Origin of the sequence: Emergencia sp. 1XD21-10 (genome assembly GCF_009936045.1) — a bacterium.
Classification (GTDB): Bacteria; Bacillota; Clostridia; order Peptostreptococcales; family Anaerovoracaceae; genus Senimuribacter; species Senimuribacter intestinalis.
The window spans coordinates 162,091-182,509 of the sequence record NZ_QWEQ01000008.1; the positions used below are offsets into that span (position 1 = coordinate 162,091).

Below are 20,419 nucleotides of genomic sequence, written 5' to 3' on the forward strand. Positions count from 1 at the left end.
AATATGAAGAAAGTATTTATCAATGCCAACGGATACACCATGGATGCAGCAGAGCACCGCTTTGAAGCCGTTGCGGTAGAAGACGGGCTGATTACGTGTGTTGGTACTAATGAGGCGGTGCAGGAAGCAGCGGGGACCGCATGCCAGATCATCGATCTGCAAGGAAAGACGGTACTGCCAGGATTTAACGACAGCCATCTGCACCTTTTGAGTTATGGGTATAGCCTGGAAGTCGCAGATTTAAATGACTGCCGGAGCCTGGATGAATTGAAAGACCGTTTGCGCCGCTATATCAAGGAGAATGGAATTAAACCCGGCCAGTGGGTAGAAGGCCGCGGATGGGATCAAAATCAGTTTGATACTAAGAAAATGCCGACAAGAGAGGACTTAGACGAGGAATTCGGCGCATATTTTTTGGTATTGACCAGAACCTGTGCACAAATTTGTGTCGTAACCACCAACGTGCTGGAACTTGGCGGTCTGCTGCACAAACCACAGCAGATTGAGGGCGGTATGATTCTGACAGACGCCCATGAAGTGGCAACAGGCGTGCTGACTGGACTGGCAACGGAAATCATTTACAGAATGATTCCAACGTTGGGGGTAGAGCGCATTAAAAAGTGTATTCTTGCGGCGTGCAATCGTTATGTTTCAGCGGGAATGACTTCTGCGCAGACCGATGATTTTGAACTGCTTCGTGCTGGCCATTTTACAGAAATTTTGCAGGCATACGAAGAACTTGACAGAGAAGGGCTGCTGCCGATTCGCGTCAATCTAATGCTGCACCTTGCCACGTTAGAAGAACTTTCTGATTTTCTGGCACTTGGGTATCGCACAGGAGACGGAAGCCCGTATTTTCGGATTGGACCGTTTAAGACGATTACAGACGGGTCGTTGGGAGGAAGAACTGCTGCCTTGCGGGCACCATACAGCGATAATCCGGAAGGAATGGAAGAAAATACGGGTGAAATGTATATCAGTCAGCAGGAACTGGAAGCACTAACGCAAATGGCTTTTGACCATGGTCTGCAGCTAGTTTCAGACGGCATCGGAGATAGAGCCATGCGAAGCGTACTGGATGCATTCATTAAGATTATAGAAAAGCATCCAGAAGAAGATTTGCGCTTTGGTATTGACCATTGCCAGATTACCACAGAAGGGATTATTGAAGATTTTGCCAAATACCATATCATCGGCGGTCTTGAACTGATCTTTTTGGCTTCTGACATCGCCATTGTAGAGGAGCGGGTCGGAGCAAAGCGGGCAAGTATGTCCTATAACTGGAATCGGTTTAAAACGCAGGGCGTAACGATTGCAGCAGGTTCGGATAGTCCTGTAGAGGAATACAGTCCGCTCCACGGCATTTATGCGGCAGTTACCCGCTGTACCTATGATAAAACACCGAAGGGTGGTTATCATGCGGAACAGAAACTCAGTGTACACGATGCCATTCATGCCTTTACGACAGGACCTGCATATGCGACATTTGAAGAGGACTGCAAGGGAACGATAGAGGTTGGAAAGTATGCGGATTTTGTTGTCCTAGCGCAGGATTTGTATGAAACTGCGCCGCTGGATCTGGCAGAAGTACAGGTCGCGATGACAGTCGTAGGTGGAAAGGTTGTTTATGAAAAATAATCCAGATTATATTTTATATAACGGCAATTTTATTTCAATGGAAAGACCGGATAAGCAGTACTGTGCCATTGGGATTACGGGTGAGACGATTACGGAGGTATGGGAAAAGCCATGCAGGATGCCGAAACGGTTTTTTGGTACGAAGATGCTGGATTTGGAAGGCAGAACGGTTTTACCTGGATTCATTGACAGCAATGTCCATATGGTACAGGGCGGTTTGATGCAGTACTGTGTGGAAATTAAAGCGGATACCAGAGAAGCCTTTCTACAGCAGCTGCAACAGAAGGTGCAGGCATTTGAAGCGGGAGAACTGATTTGGTGTATTGGCTATAATGAGGATACTGTGGAATTGAATCGATGGGATTTGGATCAAATTACTTCCATACATCCTGTTGTGGTCAGCAAGACAGAATTCCATAAAACGATTTTAAATACTTCTGCTTATAATTTACTTAAAATTCCCTATAGTATTTCTGGCATTCAGCGGGATGAAAAAGGGATGCCCACAGGGGTTTTGCAGGGAGAGGCCAGCGGATTTGCAAGACGGAAATTATACACCTGTTTTGTAACGGATGACATCCGAAGACTTGCCCTCGCAGATATGGAGCGAAAAGCGTTCCGCTGCGGCATTACAACGGTCAATGCTATGGAAGGTGGCGCCTTTTTTTCAAATCAGGATATCCGCATGGTGCAGCGGTTTGCAGAGCACAGCAGGCTGGAAATTTTTCTGTTTCCGCAGACCATGGATGTGGCAACGGTACAGGCGGCAAAACTGCCGCGGATTGGAGGCAATATATATCTGGACGGTTCTATTGGATCTCAGACGGCGGCACTGTATGAACCTTATATAGATGGTGAGCACCAAGGGGTACTGTATTATTCACAGGAAGATGTAAATCAGTTTGTGCTGGAAGCCCATACTGCCGGCCTGCAGATTGCATTGTCGTGCATCGGACCAAGGGCGATTGAACAAGCGTTGGCAGCTTTTGCCGCGGCATTTGAAATAGCAGGCAGAAAAAATTTGCGTCACAGGCTGGAACTTTTTGTTCTGCCGACAGAAGCACAAATCACCTGGGCGATTTCTATGGGGCTGATTTTGTCTATGCGAGCCAATTATGACAGGCAGTGGGGCGGTGCGGAAGGTAAATATGCTGCACTGCTTGGAGATCGATGGAAGGGAACCAATCCCATCGGCGCTGTGGTGGCGCAGGGAGGTATTGTGGCGGGTGGTTCTGAATATGCAGTTACACCGTTGAACCCTTTAAAATCAATTGGTTCTTGCCTGCTGCATCACAATGCAGTACAGCAGCTTTCCCTTTATGATGCGCTGCGGACCTATACTGCAAACGGTGCCTATGCCAACATGGCAGAAGACAGAATTGGAAGTCTTGGCATCGGTATGCAGGCAGATCTTGTCGTACTGGATCAAAATCTGTGCACCCTTTCTCCTGCAGAAATTGAAACCCTTCGCGTGGAAATGACCATTAAAAAAGGGGAAATTGTATATGCGCGGGAGGATGTATTATGGAAATAAAAGTTTACCTTTTGCAGAGACCGCACATTGAAATCGATGGACGAGAGGCGCTTGCCAAATTGAATCACAAAGCGCTTGCGATGATTTTTTATCTGGCGGCCAGGAAAGGGCAGATGGTTTCTAAAGAACTGCTCAGTGAAATTTTTTGGCCAGAACTGCCAGAAGAAAATGCTCGCTCTAATTTGCGGCAGAGCCTTTCTTATATTAGAAAAATCTGTGCAGAAGAATGGGGTGGACAAGAGGAGGCATCGATCATTTTTTCGGAGCGGAACATGTGCAGTCTTAATGCATCTTTAGGCGTTTTCGTGGACGTGGCAGAATTTCGCAAAGCGCTGAAAGCAGCGTCTGTTTGTGACAGCAGGCAGGAGAAAATTCGGCATTTGCAGCATGCAGTGAATGTACATGGCGGCAGCTTTTTAGACGGTATATCGGTGCGTGGAAGTGTGGCTTTTGAAGAGTGGGTTATGATGGAGCGGGAATCGGTAAATCAGGCATTTATTGATGTATCGAAGCAACTGGCGTTTCTGTATCGGGAAAATGGACAGTTCGCCCAGGGGATTTCCTGCCTGAAAAAACTGCTGCTGATGGATCCGCTGCTGGAGGAAGTCCATTTGCAGCTGATGGAACTGTACTGCCAGAACCAGGAGCGGGCAAAAGCAATCTGCCAGTACAAAGAGTGTGTGCGCATTCTTGGTGAAGAGTTAAATATTGGTCCTATGGAAGAGACGCGGGCTCTCTACAGAAAGATTCTTGAAGATGCGCCGGTGGAAATGGGACACATTACGATAGTAGAAGAGAAAGATGATTTATGTGAGCTGCAGCTTTATACTGCATCTGCACAGCCAATAGACTTTGAAGGGATTTATCGTATGCTGGAGCCAATCATCGAGGAGGATGTGAAAGTGCCAACTTATCTCAAACCAGGGCTGGCCATGTTGTTTCCTCAATATTCGGAATGGCTTGCAGCACAGAATTTGTCGGAATCGTATCTTTTTTACTGCATTAAAAAACTGCTGCAGGAGATCAGTCTCAAAGGGAAAGTGGAGATTCAGGTGTCCCATCCTAAGAGACTGGATCAAAAGTCAGCGCAGCTGTTACAGTATCTGATTGGCAATCTGCATATGGCAGATGTTGATATTCATATGTTTAAGGAGGAATAACATGTCTGAAAAACAAGAAAAAGCAGGACTGAGAAAGGAACTGGGACTATTTCACAGCGTATCGATTGTCAGTGGAATTATGATTGGTTCAGGTATTTTTTATGTCAGTACATATGTGCTGAGCAGAGCAGGATTATCCGCAGGATTTTCCATTTTAGCATGGGTTGTTGCCGGCTTTATGTCGCTGATGGCGGCATTATGTTATGCGGAGCTGGGTACTTCCATGCCGCAGGCAGGAGGTACCTACAACTATATTTCTAAAGCTTATGGACCAGGAATCGGATTTTCTATGGGAATTACGGACTTTTTTATCTCACAGTCTGGTTCGATCAGTGCCCTTGCAGTAGGATTTTCTACTTATTTTAGTATTCTGGTGCCATTGACGGAGTGGCAGATTAAGGCAATGGCGATTGGGATTATCATCATGCTGTCACTGATCAATATGTCTGGTGTGAAAAAAGGTGGAAATGTGCAGGGAATCTTCATGATTGCAAAGCTGGTGCCGATTGCGATTATTATCGTATGCGGTCTTATGATGGGCAGCATGAATAATCCGATGGAGATTGTACCGGGAGAAGGTTTGAATCCAATGAGCGCTTTTGCGCTGTCCATTGTAGCGGCGTTATGGGCATATGACGGTTGGAGCTCGGTCTATATCGTAGCAGAGGAACTGAAGAACCCTCAAAAAGATCTTCCGAAAGCAGTAACAATCGGGGTTTTAGGTGTGACCCTTGTCTACGTTTTGTTCAATTTTGCATTACTGAAAATTTTACCGATTGATCAAATTGTTGCGACTGAGGCACCAGGAACCATGGCTGCAGAGGCACTCTTTGGCAAGCCAGGCGCAGTTTTAGTCACCATCGGTGCACTGATTGCAATCTTTGGTTCCTGTAATGGTTGCATTTTGGCGTATCCGAGAGAATACTATGCAATGGCTAGGGACAAGCGATTTTTCGATGTCTTTGCGAAAGTCCATCCGAAAACTGGTACGCCTGTCAATGCACAGATTGCGACCATGATTGTATCTTCTGTATTAATTCTGTTTGGTACGTTTGAGCAATTGACTGCCCTTGTGGCTTTCTGTGCATGGATTTATTACACGCTGGGTGTATCTTCGGTCTATGTGTTTAGAAAGAGAAATCCGCAGATGGAAAGACCATATAAGGTTTGGGGCTATCCCGTGCTGCCCGCAGTGACCATTCTGCTGTCGCTGGTGGTACTGGTAACAACCCTTTGGGAAGATCCAATGAATTCCGTCATCGGTGTCGTAATTCCGATTGCGGGGTATATTCTCTATCACGCTTATTTTAAGAAAAAAGAGCAAGCGGAGAACTAAGGTATCGTATGCACATCTGCTAGTATGTGCGCATGATAATCTGCAGGAGCTGAGGAAAGAATTTTTCCAGGCTCCTGTTTTTCTTTGTGCTGGATGCTGTAGCGCGCAATGTGTCAAAAATTACTGGTTGAAAACAGTACAAAAGTAATGTAAAATGAATACAGTAACAAATATGGGGGTGTAAAGGTTTCGACGGGGGTGTAGAAGCCATATGAGTAACTTACTATATTTAGAATTTAGCGTTTTCAATAGATTCAAAGGTCAAATTTCTTTACAATTTGACGAAAGTAGAGAACAAATAGAGGAAAAATAGAGAACACGCTTACTAAGAGACATATCCATTATGTCTCTTTTTTAATGCAAAAAGGAGAATAAACGCATGAGGTTTCAGGTAGAGATAACGCAGAAGATGATGGCAGTTGTAGAGATAAGTGCACCAGATGAGCATGCTGCTTTAAGGCGCGTGAATGAAATGATTTGTAGAGATAAAATTTCTCAGGACGCATTTCATATGGAAGAAGCAATCGCTGTAGTGAAACAACCGAATAATATTCTGATGTTTACGAATCCAAAAAGTAAAGCATGTCCCATGATGGGACGGGGAGGAAAACTATGGGAAAAGTAATAGCAATAGCAAATCAAAAAGGTGGAGTTGGAAAGACTACGACCGCTGCAGCATTAGGAGATATGCTGTATAAAATGGGTTCAAAGGTACTGCTAATTGATATGGATGGTCAGGCTAATTTGACATATAACATGGGAATTGAGCGACCAGACAAATTGTTGTCTACCGTTACAGATTTAATAATCGCTAAGGCCAACGAGCAGGCAATAGATTACAGCACAGCTGAAATTACTTTAAAGCCAGGACTGAGTCTCTTTCCTGCAAATATTGTGTTATCGGGACTGGAAATGTCATTGATTAATGTTTTTCAGCGAGAGCAGATATTGAAATTGATCATTGACGATGTCAGAAGCCGATACGATTATATCATTATCGATACATCGCCGTCACTTGGGTTGCTGACAATTAACAGCTTGGTTGCTGCAGATGAAATAGTGATTCCAGTACAGGCACAGGTTTTTGCAGTTAAAGGCATGGAACAATTATTTAGGTCAATATCTCTTGCAAAAAGAATTAATCCAGTATTACAGATTGCAGGGATTCTGCTTACGATGGTGGATGGACGCAGCAGAAGTCAAAAAGATACTATATTGCAGATTGATACAGCGTTTGCAGATACTTTACCTAAATTTGAGACAATGATACCTCTGCAGATTAATGGTTCCAGAGCACCGAAAGAGCAGGAGGCAATCACATCCTTTGATCCGGATGGTGCGGCTTCCAAAGCTTATTGCAATTGGTTGACAGAGTATATAGGTGTTACTCAGTATGATAATTTACAGGGTAAGCGAATTGAGATTGGAGATATTCTTCAAATGGGTGATAATCAATATTTAGTTCATTATGGTTACTATGACAGACGGACGAGAGATGGAAAAGTAATAAGAACCTTGGGCACATATGTTGAACTGCTTACGAATGAGATGTCTCACAATGGGACAGATGTCATTTGCCAGTCAATGGGCAGCTTCATGCGACGCAATAGATACAAGGAGGGTGATTAGTAATGGGAGAGAGAAAAATCAATTTTACACCGTTGGAAGAGATGTTTGGTTTGTCCTCCGATATTGAATTTGTAGATGGTGGGAATAGCTTATTAAAGCAGAAAGATGTTAGTGTTGAGATTGATAAAATGCTGGATTGGCATACTGAGATAGATATTCCCGGTGTAAAAATCCACCCGTTCAATCGTCTCTCTGAAGCCAAACAACTGGAACTCTGCAAAAGCATTGAGAAGAATGGAATAATATCACCTATTATTCTGAGACCTGATGCGAGGATAGGTTACTATGAAGTGATTGCAGGTCATAATCGTAGAGACGCAATGCGTAGACTTGGCATAAACAGTCTCAGTACGCAGTTGGGACAAATCCGGATTGTAGATGATTGTGATGATATAAAAGCGGCTTATTGGATGCTAGACTCCAATATTCAGAGAGAAGAACAGCTGCCAAGTGAGCGAGCTGATGCGTATAGTACCAAGTATGCACTGATAAAAATGGAAGCAAGACGGAATTCTGAGACTTTGTCCCACGATGGGACCGAGAGAACAGATGAAGTGGCTGCCAGAATTATGGGTATCAGCAGAACAACACTGCAGAGATATTTGGCACTGAAGAAACTCATCCCCGATATTATGAAAATGGTTGATGATAAAAAATTAACGATTCCGGTTGCTGAACTGGTTGCGCCTCTGAGTATGGAGCAGCAAACAGCACTTTTCGAGGCTATACAGGAAACGACGAAATGTCCGGGACTTGCTTTGATTAAGCAAATCAGAGAGCGCTGCAATGAGCAGTTTCTTTCGGCGGCAGATCTCTGCGAATTGATTAACCCGGCGAAACCAATGAACAGGCTTAACCTGACTCCAGTTTTCAAGTCAACGGCAAAGGCATTTGCGGATGTTGATGTTCCGGATGATGTAGAGCAGGATGCTTTGGAGCAGGTCATAACAGAGGCGATTAGAGCTTATTTAGAACGGATTTCTACCGGTAACCAAAAAAAGCAATGAAATTTTTGGGGTTACCAGTTTGATTCAGTAAAAAATTGGTAATTAAACATAATTGTCGCCTATGATAAGATTTTTTTGTTACCAGTAACAGATTTAAGGGGAAAAAGTAGAGTGTATACTGGTAACGTTGTTGGAATATTGGAATATATGTTAGCGTTAGAATGGGATAAGGGGATACAGTGGAAGGAATATGGCATGGAGTTATGGACAGAGGGGACTTGCCAGAGGCTCTCTCGCTGGCGGACCATACATGGCTCGCCAGGGATGTGAGCCGTCCCTGCTATGTGAGCGATGATTGGATGGTGATGGGAATGGATGCCTACACGGAAAGAGCTGCGGTGGACAGACAATGAGTAGTATTTGGTGAATATTTCTGTTGACCGGCTAGATGGGTTGAAAGTGAAAATTTAGATTTGTCCCATAATGGGACGGGGAGTTATAGATGAATGGTGCTTTACTCATTAAAATATTTCTATCTGTTGTCGATGAATTGATGGCGCAGCCGCGATTATATGCATTGAGTAACCGGGAGCAATATATTAATTTCAGGGCTGACGATTTTAAGCAAAAATTGAAGGAAGTGGTTATAAGGAATCAAAATTATCTTGGCACTTCTAAAATAAAGCCTTTTTTAGATGACTTCAAGATATTGCAATGGATTATCAGCAACAGGGAACGATATACCAATGTTCAAAAGATAAACGGAAAGGCCGTCAGAGTATTGACCGTAGACCGCCGTAAGTATGAGTTGTTGAAATCTCTCGGTTGGGAGGAGCTTTAGTCAGGGAAATGAACTTATCATTGTCCCACAGTGGGGCGTAAGATTTGAGGAGGGTCAAATGACAGAAACAGAAAAAAGAATGATCTGCGCATTAGGAGATCCACTTTATACAGTGGAGTTTTTAGAAGAATGGACTAGCAGAACTGATAATGTGTTTATAAATGCTCCGGCAGCATTGCAGATTATGGGAGCAAGAGGTTATTACCAAGCGGTCAGAAGGATGGTTCAGACTGTCCCACAATGGGACAGTGAATTTGAGACTAAAGAATGTGAAATGCATAAAAATAATCCGTCCCACAGTGGGACAGAAAGAGAAAATGAATCATGAAAAAAATCATTACAGGCTTCGGAATAGGAGGCCTTTTTTTAATGGTGATGATGCTATTTGTTCTGATTGCGGGTATTTTGAGCGGAGGCTTAGATGCATCGTCGGTTTACGGTGCCAACGTGGCGCTGCCAATTATGATTACGGGTAATATTCGAGGCGATTCAATCATTATGGATATTTCCGGAGGTATCAACGCTACAGGGATTCAAGGTACTGTTGAAAGTGGAACGTTTACTGCGGGTTCTAAAAATTCGGAAGTGCAAATGGAGATAGCAGGTCCGCCTGCAAGAACAGATTTTTTTTCATATATGCCACAGTTTGATCAGCGCTTGTACACAATTAAGTTGGATACATCATCGCCGCAGTTTAAACTGAACCAGATGTGCAGAACTGATACGCAGGGGTTCAGGCGCAAGGGTGATGCGTATCTTGTGGCGATGGGGACATATTATGGCGGTCGTGACAATATTGGAGATCAATATAAGCTGACCTTCAGCGGAGGAACGGTGCAGGAAATCATTGCAGTGTTGGGTGACTGTAAGAGTGACGCAGAGACAGATGCAAAGCATCAGTATCACGCTAAGGGAGACAAAACAGTCGTAGAATTTATTATGGGAACCAGGGATAGTAAAAATAATGCTGTAATCAATGAGAAATTTGGAACGCTGGTTGGAATTTCTAAAATTGGAATAACAATCAAAGTAGAAGGAAGTATTTCAGGCAATTCTATTAAAATTTCAGGCACTGCCAATGGTACACCTTTTTCCGCATCTGGAGAGCTTAACAGCGGGAATTTTGAAGCTACTGGCTACTACGGATCCGGATCAGGAGGAGATTTGTTATGGCCGACAACGTCCACGTACATTACTTCAGAGTTTGGATACAGGACAGATGCATCTTCTGTTGGCGGCAGCACGAATCATGCAGGCATTGACATTGGAGTAGCAGAAGGGGCGCCAGTTGTTGCAGCTGCATCGGGGACAGTTGTCATTGCAGAAACCTATGGAGGTTATGGGAAGTATATTGAAATAGACCATGGTAAAGGACTTACAACTTGTTATGGACATAATAGTGTAATTAAAGTTAGAAAAGCGCAGAAGGTTAGAGCTGGAGATGTGATTGCTTTATCTGGCAATACAGGGATTTCTACTGGACCGCATTTACATTTTGAGGTGCGTCTTAATGGAACACCGGTAGACCCGATGAAATATTTGCGAGCAAAAAACTGATAGGAGGATTGTGATGAGGAGAAAAAAGATTGCAGTAGGAATAGTTTTCCTGATGGTAGTAGCGCTGGCAGCGGCGTTGCTGCTTATAGGATTTCAATCAGCGGGGACAGGATTTGATGGGGATGCATCATCAAGTGAAAAAACTACTGAAGAAAAGCAACCATTGGCAGATAGGACGGAAAAAGAATCGTTCAATCAGGTTCAAAGAGAAAAACTGGAGCAGATCTTTGAAAACACATATATCTATTATGATGAGTTTTTAGAGGGTAAGCCAATTACTTATACTTTTTATGAAAATGGAACAATGGCTGCTTACTATTGGGAGGATACGGAGACAGACTCCATTCCGTTAAGTAGCCAGTGGGTGAAATACAGCGTCAATGACGATGTAACCGAGATAACGTTGGATTGGGATGATGGAACGAAGACAACGGAATCATTCAAAGTCAAGCGAGGATGTATCATAATAGGAAAAACGGAATTTCAGCTTTCTGACCGGGATATTCACCTTAATTAGGTTGATTGAAAAGAGAAAGGAATGGAAAATGACATATATAACGCATACATTGGGAGGTGCCTTGGCGGGCACAGCCGTGATTACGGCGATTCATTCTGGAGATAAAGTTACCACGGCGGCAATTATATCTGGTGCCGTCATCGGTTCATTGTTGCCAGATATTGATCATACCAGATCAAAAGTTTCTCGATCGTCTGCTGCAGCACAGATTACATCATATGCTGTTTCGGCAGTCACGAAGCACAGGGGTGTTCTGCATACGCCGCTGTTTCTTTTACTTTTGGCATTGATATTGGGTGCTGCAATTAATGTTTTACAGGACGATGATCTGGCATTGATCGCCTGGAGTCTGTATTTTGGATTGCTGCCGGGTATGTTGTCGCATTTGATGCTGGATACCTGTAATCCTAGCGGCATTATGTGGCTATATCCTTTTTCGAATAAAAAAATGAGTGTACTGTCAATTAAGACCAGCAGCATGGGAGAGGCAGTGGTAGCTGTTGTGTTAGCTGTGATTTTGGCAGTATGGTATGGTATAGATGTAGTGAGTATTTTACGTTAGTAGGAGAGGTGCAAGATGTTCAATATTGATCTTTATCGCAAGGATTTGTATCGACTGGTCAGAGCACAAAAACTGTCACGTTTGACTGCTGCTGCGTACATCGGATGCTTGGAAAGACTAAATGAGCATATCCGCGCAGGTATGAGCGTACCTGATGCAATTCGAGTGTCTTGCAAGGATACCAAGCAAGGTGGAAAGTATATCTCTGCTGTTAGAAAATATGAGAGAGATATACTTGATGCACCAAAGAGCTTGCTTTATGGGCAGGAACTGATCGATTTGCGTACACAGTATCGTCAAAAACCAACCGGACAAGAACCGATTTTACCGGAACAGACATATTTGCGCAAAATCAATCGGTTAAATAACGAAACGGTCAGAATTGCCCTGCGTTTGCAGGTGCGATCCGGATTGCGAATTGCAGAAATCGGAGATTTAAGGGCAGAAGATATTGAGATTACCGATGACGGGATTAAACTCTTTGTCAGATGTGGAAAGGGTCGCAAATCACGACATGTTGATGTTATAAAGGACGATTTTCTGGAAAAACATCTGAAAGAATTGTTGGAAGGAAAATCCGGCGTTGACAAAGCGTTTGATTATTCAACTGCTTATCTCAAAAAGAAAGCGACCGCCTTGGGTATTCCTACGCATGATTTACGCCGAATTAATTCAAGGATGCGATATCGCGAACAGCGGGGAAATGGATCCGGAAGAAGAACAGCACGAAGAGAGGTGCAGAAACAGCTTGGTCATGCCCAGGCATCTACAACAAATTTGTATTTAGGAAAGGAATGGAGTGAAAATGAATCAGAGTAAACTTGACAGGCAGGTAGAGGTTGGAGCGGAAACCTTTATTAAAGGTGTCGGTGATGGGATAAAAAAGATGGTTAGAGCACCAAATTTAATTTTGGGATTTATTCTGATTACCCTGGTTTGTGGGGTGCTTTTTTATTTACGAGATATCATCTTGGGAAAGATTTTTCCGGAAGGAGAATTTAACGTTTTTACAATAGCAATTCATTTGATTTGGTTGATACCAATTTTGACATTGTATGGTTTTGGTAGGATGGAAGGGCAGACGACAGATGCGGCGGAGGCCTTTGCATCAATCAAGTTCTGCAATCGTCAGGGACAGTATCCCGAACAGATTGGTAAAGATGTTGATGGTAAGAAAGTTATTTTGTCATTTAAATCTCCTGGTCTTACAATTACGGACTGGCGGAGCCGTAAATCGGAACTGGAGACTGTTTTTGACTGCAACATTGTAAAGTTTGAAGTACCTGCACATACAAAGCAGATTATTAGAATGCATATTGTTCCCAGTAGCGACGGTCTCAGCACAAATCTTCTATGGGCAGATCAGTGCATTAGTGATAAAGAGTTCGTTATTGTTGCAGGCGAGGATCTGCTGGGACCAGTGGAGTTCAATTTGGATAAATATCCTCATGCATTGATTGCTGGCGTCACCGGATCAGGCAAGTCTGTAGCGCTACGGTGTTTATTCTGGCAGTGTATCCGCAAAGGCGTTAAACCGTATATGATTGATTTCAAGGGTGGTATTGAGTTTTCAGCCTTTGAAAGCTTTGGCGATGTCATCACCAGACGGCAGGACGCATTGGAACTTCTGCAAGATTTGAATCGTGAAATGATGATGCGACTTGATTTATTCCGGGAAACGGGAACTAAGAATTTGTCAGAGTATAATCGGCGATATCCCAATGATGAACTAGCCAGGGTTGTTTTGGTATGTGACGAAATTGCAGAGATGCTGGATAAGACTGGTTTGCAGGCAGCTGACAAGGCTATATTTTATGAAATAGAAAAAGAAATGTCATCTTTGGCAAGGCTTTCTCGCGCGGCGGGAATACATATGCTTTTGGCCACGCAGCGTCCTGATGCAAAGGTTATCATTGGACAAATTAAGAACAATTTACCAATCAGAATCAGTGGAAGAATGGTTGATTCTCAAGCATCTGAAATGGTTCTTGGTAATACGAAAGCCGCAGAACTTGGAGATACGCTTGGCAGATTTATGTATTCTGTGGGCGCAGATACTTGGGAATTTCAGGCATACAATTTTCAAGACTCAGACATCAGACCAGGGAATTATCAGCGGGGGAAGATGCTGCTTAACGAGGAGAAGAGTGGCCATTCATTTCAATTTGAAAAAGCTGAGGGAGATTATGATGAATATGAGGATCTGAAGAATTTTGAAACGGATCATGAATACAGGGGCTTTTAGAAAGGAGGCAAAAGTGAAAAAGCAGAAAAAAATTAAAGTAACTAAAGTTAGATCCACGAAGCTACGAACAGCAGGAAAGGTACTGCTCTGGACCATGTTGGGATTGATTTTTATCAAAGGCGCTGCAGACATCATCATGGGAAACACCATATCAAAGCAGCGTGAAGCGATGGAGATGTACATGGAAACTGTCAGTGCTGAACAGAAGTTAAGAGACGGATCCATGGCGTTTGCTGAAGAATTTGTACGAGAGTATCTCACCTTTGATGGAGAACTTGGTGGTGATTACGAGAACAGAGTCGCATCTTATACAGCAAAGAATCTTCGGATCGATGCCCCAGAAGAAGGAGTAACAATTGCTGTTATTGCTGCGAATGCAGTGGATGTACAGCTGATTGATGAAAGCCATGTCAATGTCACGGTAATGGCAGAGATACAGTTTGGAAAAAGATACAGTAAGTTTAGTTTGAAAGTGCCTGTAGCATCTAGCGGAGGACAGTACGCTGTGGATGAGTATCCGCAGATTGTACCGAATCTGGAGGTGGCTGATGTTGGAATTGCGTCAGGTGCACTCAATGGAACAGAGGTTTCCAATCATGAGAAGGATCAGATTATGTCTGTCATAGAGAGCTTTTGCAAAGTTTACTATGGAGGAAGCGACGGTGAGTTGATGTATTATGTATCGGAGGGAAGCGGTATTACAAATACTGTGGATGGCATGGAATTTGGTAGCATTGATACCTTGAGAGCAGTCTATATCGCAGAAACTGACAGCTATGTGATCGATGTGAGAATTAAAGTGGCAAACAGCGGAGTGATCCTGTCGCAGCATTTGTATCTGACAGCTGAAAAGGATGGGGATCGGTTCTACGTTACGAAAATAGATACGAGAATTTAGGAGGATGAGAAATGAATATCAATTATTTAAACAAAAAAATGGAGAGAAAAAATATGATTATGAGAATGGCAGTTGTCTTCATAGCTGCAGCGCTGCTGATTCTTTGTATGACAGCGCCGGCATTTGCGGCTGGTGGTGAACTTCAGACTGGAAAAAATTTCGGCGAGTGGGCATTAGATCAAATTTGGTATATCGCTTTGGCTGTCTGCGCATTTATGATTGTCAGATTTTTGATTAAGAAGGCATGGGTGCAGATGGTACTTTTTATCGTCTTAGGTGCATTATGTTTATTCTTGATCGCTTCTCCAGAGTCGCTGAAGGGCATTGGGGAAAAGCTGTTTAACATGATATAAGGAGTGTGTGATGGCAAAAGATGAAGACCGTATCATAGTGCTGCGTTCTTACGCTACAGTTTGGCAGTATGAGAAGAAGCTGTACTCAATTGATTCGTTAAAACTTTGGATTCCAGTTGCGGCAAACGATCTGCTCTTTTTTGTATTGGGACTTGTATTCATGGTTATTTTATCTAAAATACCGGTTATTACGACGATTCCCTGGGTGCTTCGGTATGGAGCTTTCCCGTTTCTAGTGATGAAATTTTTTACAAAAATGAAGTTTGACGGTAAGCCTCCGCATAAGTTTGCGATGGGTTATTTAGAGTACATGCTCTTGCCCGCATATTTATCGAAGTTTCAGGCATGTCATGAATATGCGAAAGGTTGTTTTCAAGACGTACTTTACCGTGGCATGGAAGTCATTAACATGATTGATGCCAGGCTGCAGAGTAGCAGCGCTGAAAAGAAAAAGAGGAGGCGGGGGAAGTGAATTACGAGTTTCCAATCAAATATTTTGAGGAAAATTTGATTTTTAACAAACGCGGTGAATGTTGGGCTTGCTATCAGATTCTAGGTGTAAGTTATGACTATCTGTCTAAGGACAAAAAGATCATGCTTTTAAACCGTGTGACAAGGTTTATTTCCAACATCGGGGAAGAAGCTCAGCTTCTGATTATTCCGGTTGCGCAGGATATCAGGAAACATCAAGAGGCGCTGATGGACGCGATGGATCGCAGTGATCCGTTATATGCAGCATCACACGCGCATGCAAAGGGGACGATGCACTATTTGGAGCAAAAGATTAAGGACAACGGTGCGACGAATGACTATAACATCTATTTGCTTACAAAGTTGGAGCGACAGAGGATCAGCGGGGGGAATTTTGAAGAGCTGATCAAAAAGCCCATGAAGGCAATCAATGAGTTGTTCGATGTTGAGCAGAAGGACATCCTAGAGAGCGACATACGGGCGTATAAAGAGGTTGCTGTAAACTACTATCAATCCCAGAATCGAAGAATCCGCATGGAACCAGCATCCGTGGAGACGGTGCAGTGGTTGTATCGGCGTTTGACCCGACGAGGCGTGAGTGGCAGTGTTAAAGTTAGACAGAACGTAGATGGTTCTGCATGGAAGCCTGCTGCAGCGCCTATATTGAAGGATGGAGAGAAGGCAGTTCGTCCCCTACAGACGGATGTTTTAACGTTGTCCGAGGCTTTGATTAATCCAAAGGAACATCGGTATATCACTTGTGAAAATACGGATGGGACGATATCGTACCAGACATTTTTGTCAATGGCATCGGTTCCGGATGGTATGATCTTTCCAGGTGGCGAGTGGCTTTTACTCTTGCAAGATTATCCTTATGCGACAGAAGTTTGTGCACATATTACGACGATTGAGTACCGAGAATCTCTCAAAAAAATTGGTGGAAAGAAGCAAGAAATCGAATCACAGCAGGAACATGTGGCACAGTCAGCTCGGATCCCAGATGAACTTAGGGCTGCAGCCAGCGAAGCGAATCAACTGGAGGCTGAATTGCGGCGTACAAGAGATCCGCTGTGCAAGGTGTCTGTTACATTTTGTATCGCAAGCGATGACAAAGATTTGATGGAAGCGCATGCCAAATTTGTTCGAGAACGATATGAGGACAAACAATTCATGGTGGAGAGACCTATGACCGATCAGTTCAAGCTTTTTATGGAATGCATTCCTGGAGCTGGCAGGTATATGACGGATTACATCATACCGCTGCCGCCGAGAACAGTAGCTGGTTCTATGTTTGCTGTAACACGGCTTTTAGGGGATAATTTAGGCCCGTATATCGGTACGACAGGCGTTTTGGATAAGCTTGTATTTCTAGATTTAGCGCGTGCCTGTAGGCTTAATAACTCTGCATCAGCCTTTTTCTGGGGAACCCTGGGCGGAGGCAAGAGCTTTAACGCCAATTTGCTTGCGTATCTCAATGTGCTGTATGCGGGTGCAAAGGTTTTAATCGTTGACCCGAAAGGCGATCGTGATCGATGGAAAGATTGTTTGCCGTATTTAGCTGACCAAATTTCCACTATTACCTTATCGCCGGATGATAAAGGACAGGGTAGTTTAGATCCGTTTATCATTTATCGGGATGACATCAATCAGGCAGCAGAACTGGCAACAAATATTTTATGCGAGTATTTTGGTATTACTTCAAAGGATCTGGAATATACGGCAATTCTGGCAGCAATTGATCAGATTCGAATAACAGCGGGGAAACCATGTATGAATCTGCTTGCAGAGATCTTGGCAGATTTTCCTGATGAAGATGAGCTGAAGCCGGTAGCAAAGAATCTGGCCAGAAAGATTCAATTGTTACGTCGCGCTGGTATGGCGAAGCTTCTATTTGGATACGGAGATGAGGACGGATTGAGATTCACTAAAAAGATTAATATCCTTCAGATCCAAAATATGACAATGCCTAACGCGGAGACGCCCAAGCAGGACTACACGCAAGAAGAAAGATTGTCGACAGTGCTGATGCTTCCGATTGCCTCTTTCTGTATGAAATTTGCAGCTGCAAACCGAAGCGAATTTGATATCATTGTGTTTGATGAATCCTGGGCGCTGAATACGACTCAGATGGGAAAAAAGTTGACGAACTCTTTAGCTAGAATGGGAAGATCTCTTTATGCCAGCGCCATTTTTATCGGTCATAGTGTGTCAGATGTAGATAGCCCAGGGTTAAGGGAGGCAATTACCTATAAATTCTGCTTCAAAGCAAAGACAAGAGAAGAAATTATAAAATCTCTGCAGTTTCTAAATCTCGAAGCTACAGATGAAAATGTAGAACTTGTCATGAAGCTGCCAAACCGTACATGCTTGTTTCAGGATCTTGAAGGGCATGTCGGAGTGCTGCGCTTTGATGCAATCTGGCAGGATATTATAGATGCTTTTGATACAACACCTGGCGAAGAAAAAACGAGGAGTGACGCATCATGAAAAAGTATGCGAAATTCATTTTGTGCGTGGTCTTAATTATTGCATTGAATACAGTGGCAGCATATGCTGCAGATACAGATAATGGTAAGGCTGATGACGGTATTTTTGCAGCATTAGATGAAGTAAAGGCAAAAGGCAGTTTTTTGGAGTATCGTGATAATTATTATCTGGATATGGAGGATGTCTCGATTTTATCTAGTCCAGGCGCAGTGATTTTTAATATGCTTGCTAATGGTATCTTTGGGTGGAGCAAAAATATAGGATGCCTTACGGCTGTTGCAACGCGATTTGCCTTGGGTGTTGATATCTATAATCTGATTCGTGATTTCATTGAGCCGTTTTTTAACAGCATGCGAAAGATTGTCTTTGACAGCTATGCGACTTACTTCATTGCTATTGCTGCATTTTATTTTCTGGTTCAGCTGCTTCGCAACCGGCATTCCCAAGTAATTAGCGGTTTGCTTGCGGTAACAATGATTATTGCAGTGGGGCTTTTCTTTTATGCACGACCGATGTTTGTACTCAGTACGTTGAATGGTATTACAACAGAGTTGTCATCTACCGTGATGGATGCACCCTACGACACGCTAACTGATGAAGATTCAGATGAGGCAACAGCGGGGGATAAATCTGTGGTTTTAATTTTTAATGTGATGGTACACTCGCAATGGCAATATTTAGAGTTTGGAAGCATGAAACAGGCACAGAATCATGAGGCTTCAATTTTGCCATTGGAGGTTGATTCTGATGAAAGGCTTGACTATATCAGTGAGCTGGAAAAGCCCGGGTTAACAAAGGGAAATACGGCAGCGCAGATTGAGCGCTTCGGACTTGCCTTGATTTTTTTCATTTTTGATCTTTTACTGCTGATTATTATCTTAGGATTTTCAGTGTTAATCCTGGGATATCAGTTTTTTGTACTATTTTTAGCGATTTTAGGCACATTCATCTTTGTCTTAGCTTTGATTCCTGGTTATGGTACACGCCTGCTGAGACGATGGGCGCTGAAGTTGTTGTCGTCTTCGGCTGTAAAAATCATTTTGGTGTTTTTTATGGCAATCCTGTTCATCATTATGAATTTCCTGTATACCGCGACTGCAACTTATGGACTGCTGCCTGTTTTGTTTATGATGCTATCTATGTGTCTCATTGTTGCACTTAAACGTAAAGAAATCGCGGAACTGTTCCTGGGTACGTCCGGTGGAAAGGTAGTGGGTGCTGCTGGAGATATTGCTCATGGAACTTATTCGGAATTGACTGGATTAAAAGATAAACTAAGCGATTTGCGGCGTGGTCAGGAGCGAGAGATGGATGATGAGGAAGATGACGAAAGAGAGCGGCGAGAAGATCGGCTGAATAGAAGAACTAATGAGTATTTGTCTGAAGAAGAGTTACGACGGTATCGTAGACAGATGGATGCAGGGCAACGCCGGGAAGATAGGTCAGGCACCAGAGAGACTTCTGATGCGACGCAGCAGGATGGTCATGATACGGGAAGATCTTCAGAACAGGTGCAGCAGTCTGAAGATAATAACGGTCTGCAGCAAATGCAGGGAAGAGTGCTCCAAGGTGAATATTTCACTGGTGAAGATTATAAAAAAGCTGAAGAAATTTTGGAGCAGAATTATCAGTTATCGAAATTAAAATCGGAGAGGACTGCGAAGGAAAGCGGAGAGTTGGCGCAATACAGCGATTTTGTGCAGCGAACAGATGCAATCCGGGAACTTGGTGGCGGTTCGATGTTTGATGATCGAGATATTTTAAAAACTGCTCGCATACTGCAGCGCACAGAAGCTGCTGGGGGCAGCATGGACGATCTGATTGGAGATCCGCAGGAACGGAACAGCGGGGATAGAAATCTTTCTCGGCAAGAGGAACTTCGACCGCAAAGTGTGATGGATTATATGTCGGAGACAACGCAGGAAGAATTGCGAGTAAACAATACAGACAGCGTTGTGGCCGCAGCATCCGATTACCGAGATTCAGACATTCATAAAGGGCACGAAAATGTTGGCGATGTTGTGGCGGAGCAATCGACTGCAGTGCAGGCTGAACGACAAGGACTAAGCTTTTTCAAAGAACAATTCGGTGAAGAAAAAGGTGAGAAATACTATGAAAAGATGTGTTCTAAGTATGGCGAGGAGGTTGTAAGTCAGTTCAGTAGCGAGGAACAGGTTAGCTACTCTGCAGTAAATCAGATATTGCGGAACAATATGGGTGAGAAGCAGTAATTGGGAAGAAGGT

The 20,419-nt window shown here is 43.5% G+C and carries 20 protein-coding genes; all 20 read left to right on the top strand.

Annotated elements, in window-relative coordinates:
* Positions 1–3: 3 nt before the first annotated feature.
* Positions 4–1,638: an amidohydrolase gene (locus D1151_RS06850; protein ID WP_161908389.1), complete on the top strand. Its 1,635-nt coding sequence runs from the start codon at positions 4–6 to the stop codon at positions 1,636–1,638.
* Positions 1,628–3,172, top strand: a complete 1,545-nt coding sequence (locus tag D1151_RS06855) for an amidohydrolase (RefSeq protein ID WP_161908390.1) — start codon at positions 1,628–1,630, stop codon at positions 3,170–3,172. Before D1151_RS06850 ends, D1151_RS06855 begins: the two co-directional genes overlap by 11 nt.
* Positions 3,163–4,332, top strand: coding sequence for a BTAD domain-containing putative transcriptional regulator (locus D1151_RS06860; protein WP_160202064.1), 1,170 nt, complete (start codon positions 3,163–3,165; stop codon positions 4,330–4,332). Before D1151_RS06855 ends, D1151_RS06860 begins: the two co-directional genes overlap by 10 nt.
* A 1-nt stretch (position 4,333) precedes the next feature.
* Positions 4,334–5,668, top strand: coding sequence for an APC family permease (locus D1151_RS06865; RefSeq protein ID WP_160202065.1), 1,335 nt, complete (start codon positions 4,334–4,336; stop codon positions 5,666–5,668).
* Between the two features lie 379 nt (positions 5,669–6,047).
* Complete coding sequence (locus D1151_RS06870) at positions 6,048–6,293, top strand: hypothetical protein (protein WP_161908391.1); 246 nt, start codon at positions 6,048–6,050, stop codon at positions 6,291–6,293.
* Positions 6,281–7,297: a ParA family protein gene (locus D1151_RS06875; protein WP_161908392.1), complete on the top strand. Its 1,017-nt coding sequence runs from the start codon at positions 6,281–6,283 to the stop codon at positions 7,295–7,297. The genes D1151_RS06870 and D1151_RS06875 overlap by 13 nt, the downstream gene beginning before the upstream one ends.
* A gap of 2 nt (positions 7,298–7,299) precedes the next feature.
* Positions 7,300–8,304 (top strand): ParB N-terminal domain-containing protein, encoded by a 1,005-nt coding sequence (locus D1151_RS06880; RefSeq protein ID WP_161908393.1) that lies wholly within the window; start codon positions 7,300–7,302, stop codon positions 8,302–8,304.
* A gap of 179 nt (positions 8,305–8,483) precedes the next feature.
* Positions 8,484–8,657, top strand: coding sequence for a hypothetical protein (locus tag D1151_RS06885; protein ID WP_161908394.1), 174 nt, complete (start codon positions 8,484–8,486; stop codon positions 8,655–8,657).
* Between the two features lie 89 nt (positions 8,658–8,746).
* Positions 8,747–9,085, top strand: a complete 339-nt coding sequence (locus D1151_RS06890; protein ID WP_161908395.1) for a hypothetical protein — start codon at positions 8,747–8,749, stop codon at positions 9,083–9,085.
* Positions 9,086–9,143: 58 nt separating this feature from the next.
* Positions 9,144–9,413 (top strand): hypothetical protein, encoded by a 270-nt coding sequence (locus D1151_RS06895; protein ID WP_161908396.1) that lies wholly within the window; start codon positions 9,144–9,146, stop codon positions 9,411–9,413.
* A 41-nt stretch (positions 9,414–9,454) separates the two neighbouring features.
* Positions 9,455–10,642, top strand: a complete 1,188-nt coding sequence (locus D1151_RS06900; RefSeq protein WP_161908397.1) for a M23 family metallopeptidase — start codon at positions 9,455–9,457, stop codon at positions 10,640–10,642.
* A 13-nt stretch (positions 10,643–10,655) separates the two neighbouring features.
* A complete protein-coding gene (locus D1151_RS06905) occupies positions 10,656–11,159 on the top strand; it encodes a hypothetical protein (protein ID WP_161908398.1) in 504 nt (167 codons plus the stop codon).
* A gap of 28 nt (positions 11,160–11,187) precedes the next feature.
* Positions 11,188–11,721 (top strand): metal-dependent hydrolase, encoded by a 534-nt coding sequence (locus D1151_RS06910; RefSeq protein WP_306770863.1) that lies wholly within the window; start codon positions 11,188–11,190, stop codon positions 11,719–11,721.
* 15 nt (positions 11,722–11,736) lie between these two features.
* On the top strand, positions 11,737–12,540 hold the full coding sequence (locus D1151_RS06915) for a phage integrase family protein (protein ID WP_161908400.1): 804 nt from the start codon (positions 11,737–11,739) through the stop codon (positions 12,538–12,540).
* Positions 12,527–13,966: an FtsK/SpoIIIE domain-containing protein gene (locus D1151_RS06920; RefSeq protein WP_161908401.1), complete on the top strand. Its 1,440-nt coding sequence runs from the start codon at positions 12,527–12,529 to the stop codon at positions 13,964–13,966. The genes D1151_RS06915 and D1151_RS06920 overlap by 14 nt, the downstream gene beginning before the upstream one ends.
* A gap of 13 nt (positions 13,967–13,979) precedes the next feature.
* Entirely contained in the window at positions 13,980–14,864 is an 885-nt protein-coding gene (locus D1151_RS06925) for a conjugal transfer protein (protein ID WP_161908402.1), read from the top strand.
* A gap of 11 nt (positions 14,865–14,875) precedes the next feature.
* Positions 14,876–15,217 carry a TcpD family membrane protein gene (locus tag D1151_RS06930; RefSeq protein WP_161908403.1) on the top strand — a complete coding sequence of 114 codons (342 nt, stop codon included), beginning with the start codon at positions 14,876–14,878 and terminating at the stop codon, positions 15,215–15,217.
* A 10-nt stretch (positions 15,218–15,227) separates the two neighbouring features.
* Positions 15,228–15,689 carry a TcpE family conjugal transfer membrane protein gene (locus D1151_RS06935; protein WP_161908404.1) on the top strand — a complete coding sequence of 154 codons (462 nt, stop codon included), beginning with the start codon at positions 15,228–15,230 and terminating at the stop codon, positions 15,687–15,689.
* The gene (locus tag D1151_RS06940) at positions 15,686–18,175 is read left to right on the top strand and encodes an ATP-binding protein (RefSeq protein ID WP_161908405.1); all 2,490 of its coding nucleotides are present in this window, start codon (positions 15,686–15,688) and stop codon (positions 18,173–18,175) included. Before D1151_RS06935 ends, D1151_RS06940 begins: the two co-directional genes overlap by 4 nt.
* Entirely contained in the window at positions 18,172–20,406 is a 2,235-nt protein-coding gene (locus D1151_RS06945; RefSeq protein WP_161908406.1) for a CD3337/EF1877 family mobilome membrane protein, read from the top strand. Before D1151_RS06940 ends, D1151_RS06945 begins: the two co-directional genes overlap by 4 nt.
* Positions 20,407–20,419 lie beyond the last annotated feature (13 nt).

Coding starts and splice junctions, on each gene's coding strand:
- D1151_RS06900 (WP_161908397.1), top strand. CDS start 9,455: ATGGTGATGATGCTATTTGTTCTGATTGCGGGTATTTTGAGCGGAGGC.
- D1151_RS06905 (WP_161908398.1), top strand. CDS start 10,656: ATGAGGAGAAAAAAGATTGCAGTAGGAATAGTTTTCCTGATGGTAGTA.
- D1151_RS06935 (WP_161908404.1), top strand. CDS start 15,228: ATGGCAAAAGATGAAGACCGTATCATAGTGCTGCGTTCTTACGCTACA.
- D1151_RS06915 (WP_161908400.1), top strand. CDS start 11,737: ATGTTCAATATTGATCTTTATCGCAAGGATTTGTATCGACTGGTCAGA.
- D1151_RS06910 (WP_306770863.1), top strand. CDS start 11,188: ATGACATATATAACGCATACATTGGGAGGTGCCTTGGCGGGCACAGCC.
- D1151_RS06890 (WP_161908395.1), top strand. CDS start 8,747: ATGAATGGTGCTTTACTCATTAAAATATTTCTATCTGTTGTCGATGAA.
- D1151_RS06880 (WP_161908393.1), top strand. CDS start 7,300: ATGGGAGAGAGAAAAATCAATTTTACACCGTTGGAAGAGATGTTTGGT.
- D1151_RS06930 (WP_161908403.1), top strand. CDS start 14,876: ATGAATATCAATTATTTAAACAAAAAAATGGAGAGAAAAAATATGATT.
- D1151_RS06875 (WP_161908392.1), top strand. CDS start 6,281: ATGGGAAAAGTAATAGCAATAGCAAATCAAAAAGGTGGAGTTGGAAAG.
- D1151_RS06945 (WP_161908406.1), top strand. CDS start 18,172: ATGAAAAAGTATGCGAAATTCATTTTGTGCGTGGTCTTAATTATTGCA.
- D1151_RS06855 (WP_161908390.1), top strand. CDS start 1,628: ATGAAAAATAATCCAGATTATATTTTATATAACGGCAATTTTATTTCA.
- D1151_RS06860 (WP_160202064.1), top strand. CDS start 3,163: ATGGAAATAAAAGTTTACCTTTTGCAGAGACCGCACATTGAAATCGAT.
- D1151_RS06865 (WP_160202065.1), top strand. CDS start 4,334: ATGTCTGAAAAACAAGAAAAAGCAGGACTGAGAAAGGAACTGGGACTA.
- D1151_RS06870 (WP_161908391.1), top strand. CDS start 6,048: ATGAGGTTTCAGGTAGAGATAACGCAGAAGATGATGGCAGTTGTAGAG.
- D1151_RS06920 (WP_161908401.1), top strand. CDS start 12,527: ATGAATCAGAGTAAACTTGACAGGCAGGTAGAGGTTGGAGCGGAAACC.
- D1151_RS06850 (WP_161908389.1), top strand. CDS start 4: ATGAAGAAAGTATTTATCAATGCCAACGGATACACCATGGATGCAGCA.
- D1151_RS06895 (WP_161908396.1), top strand. CDS start 9,144: ATGACAGAAACAGAAAAAAGAATGATCTGCGCATTAGGAGATCCACTT.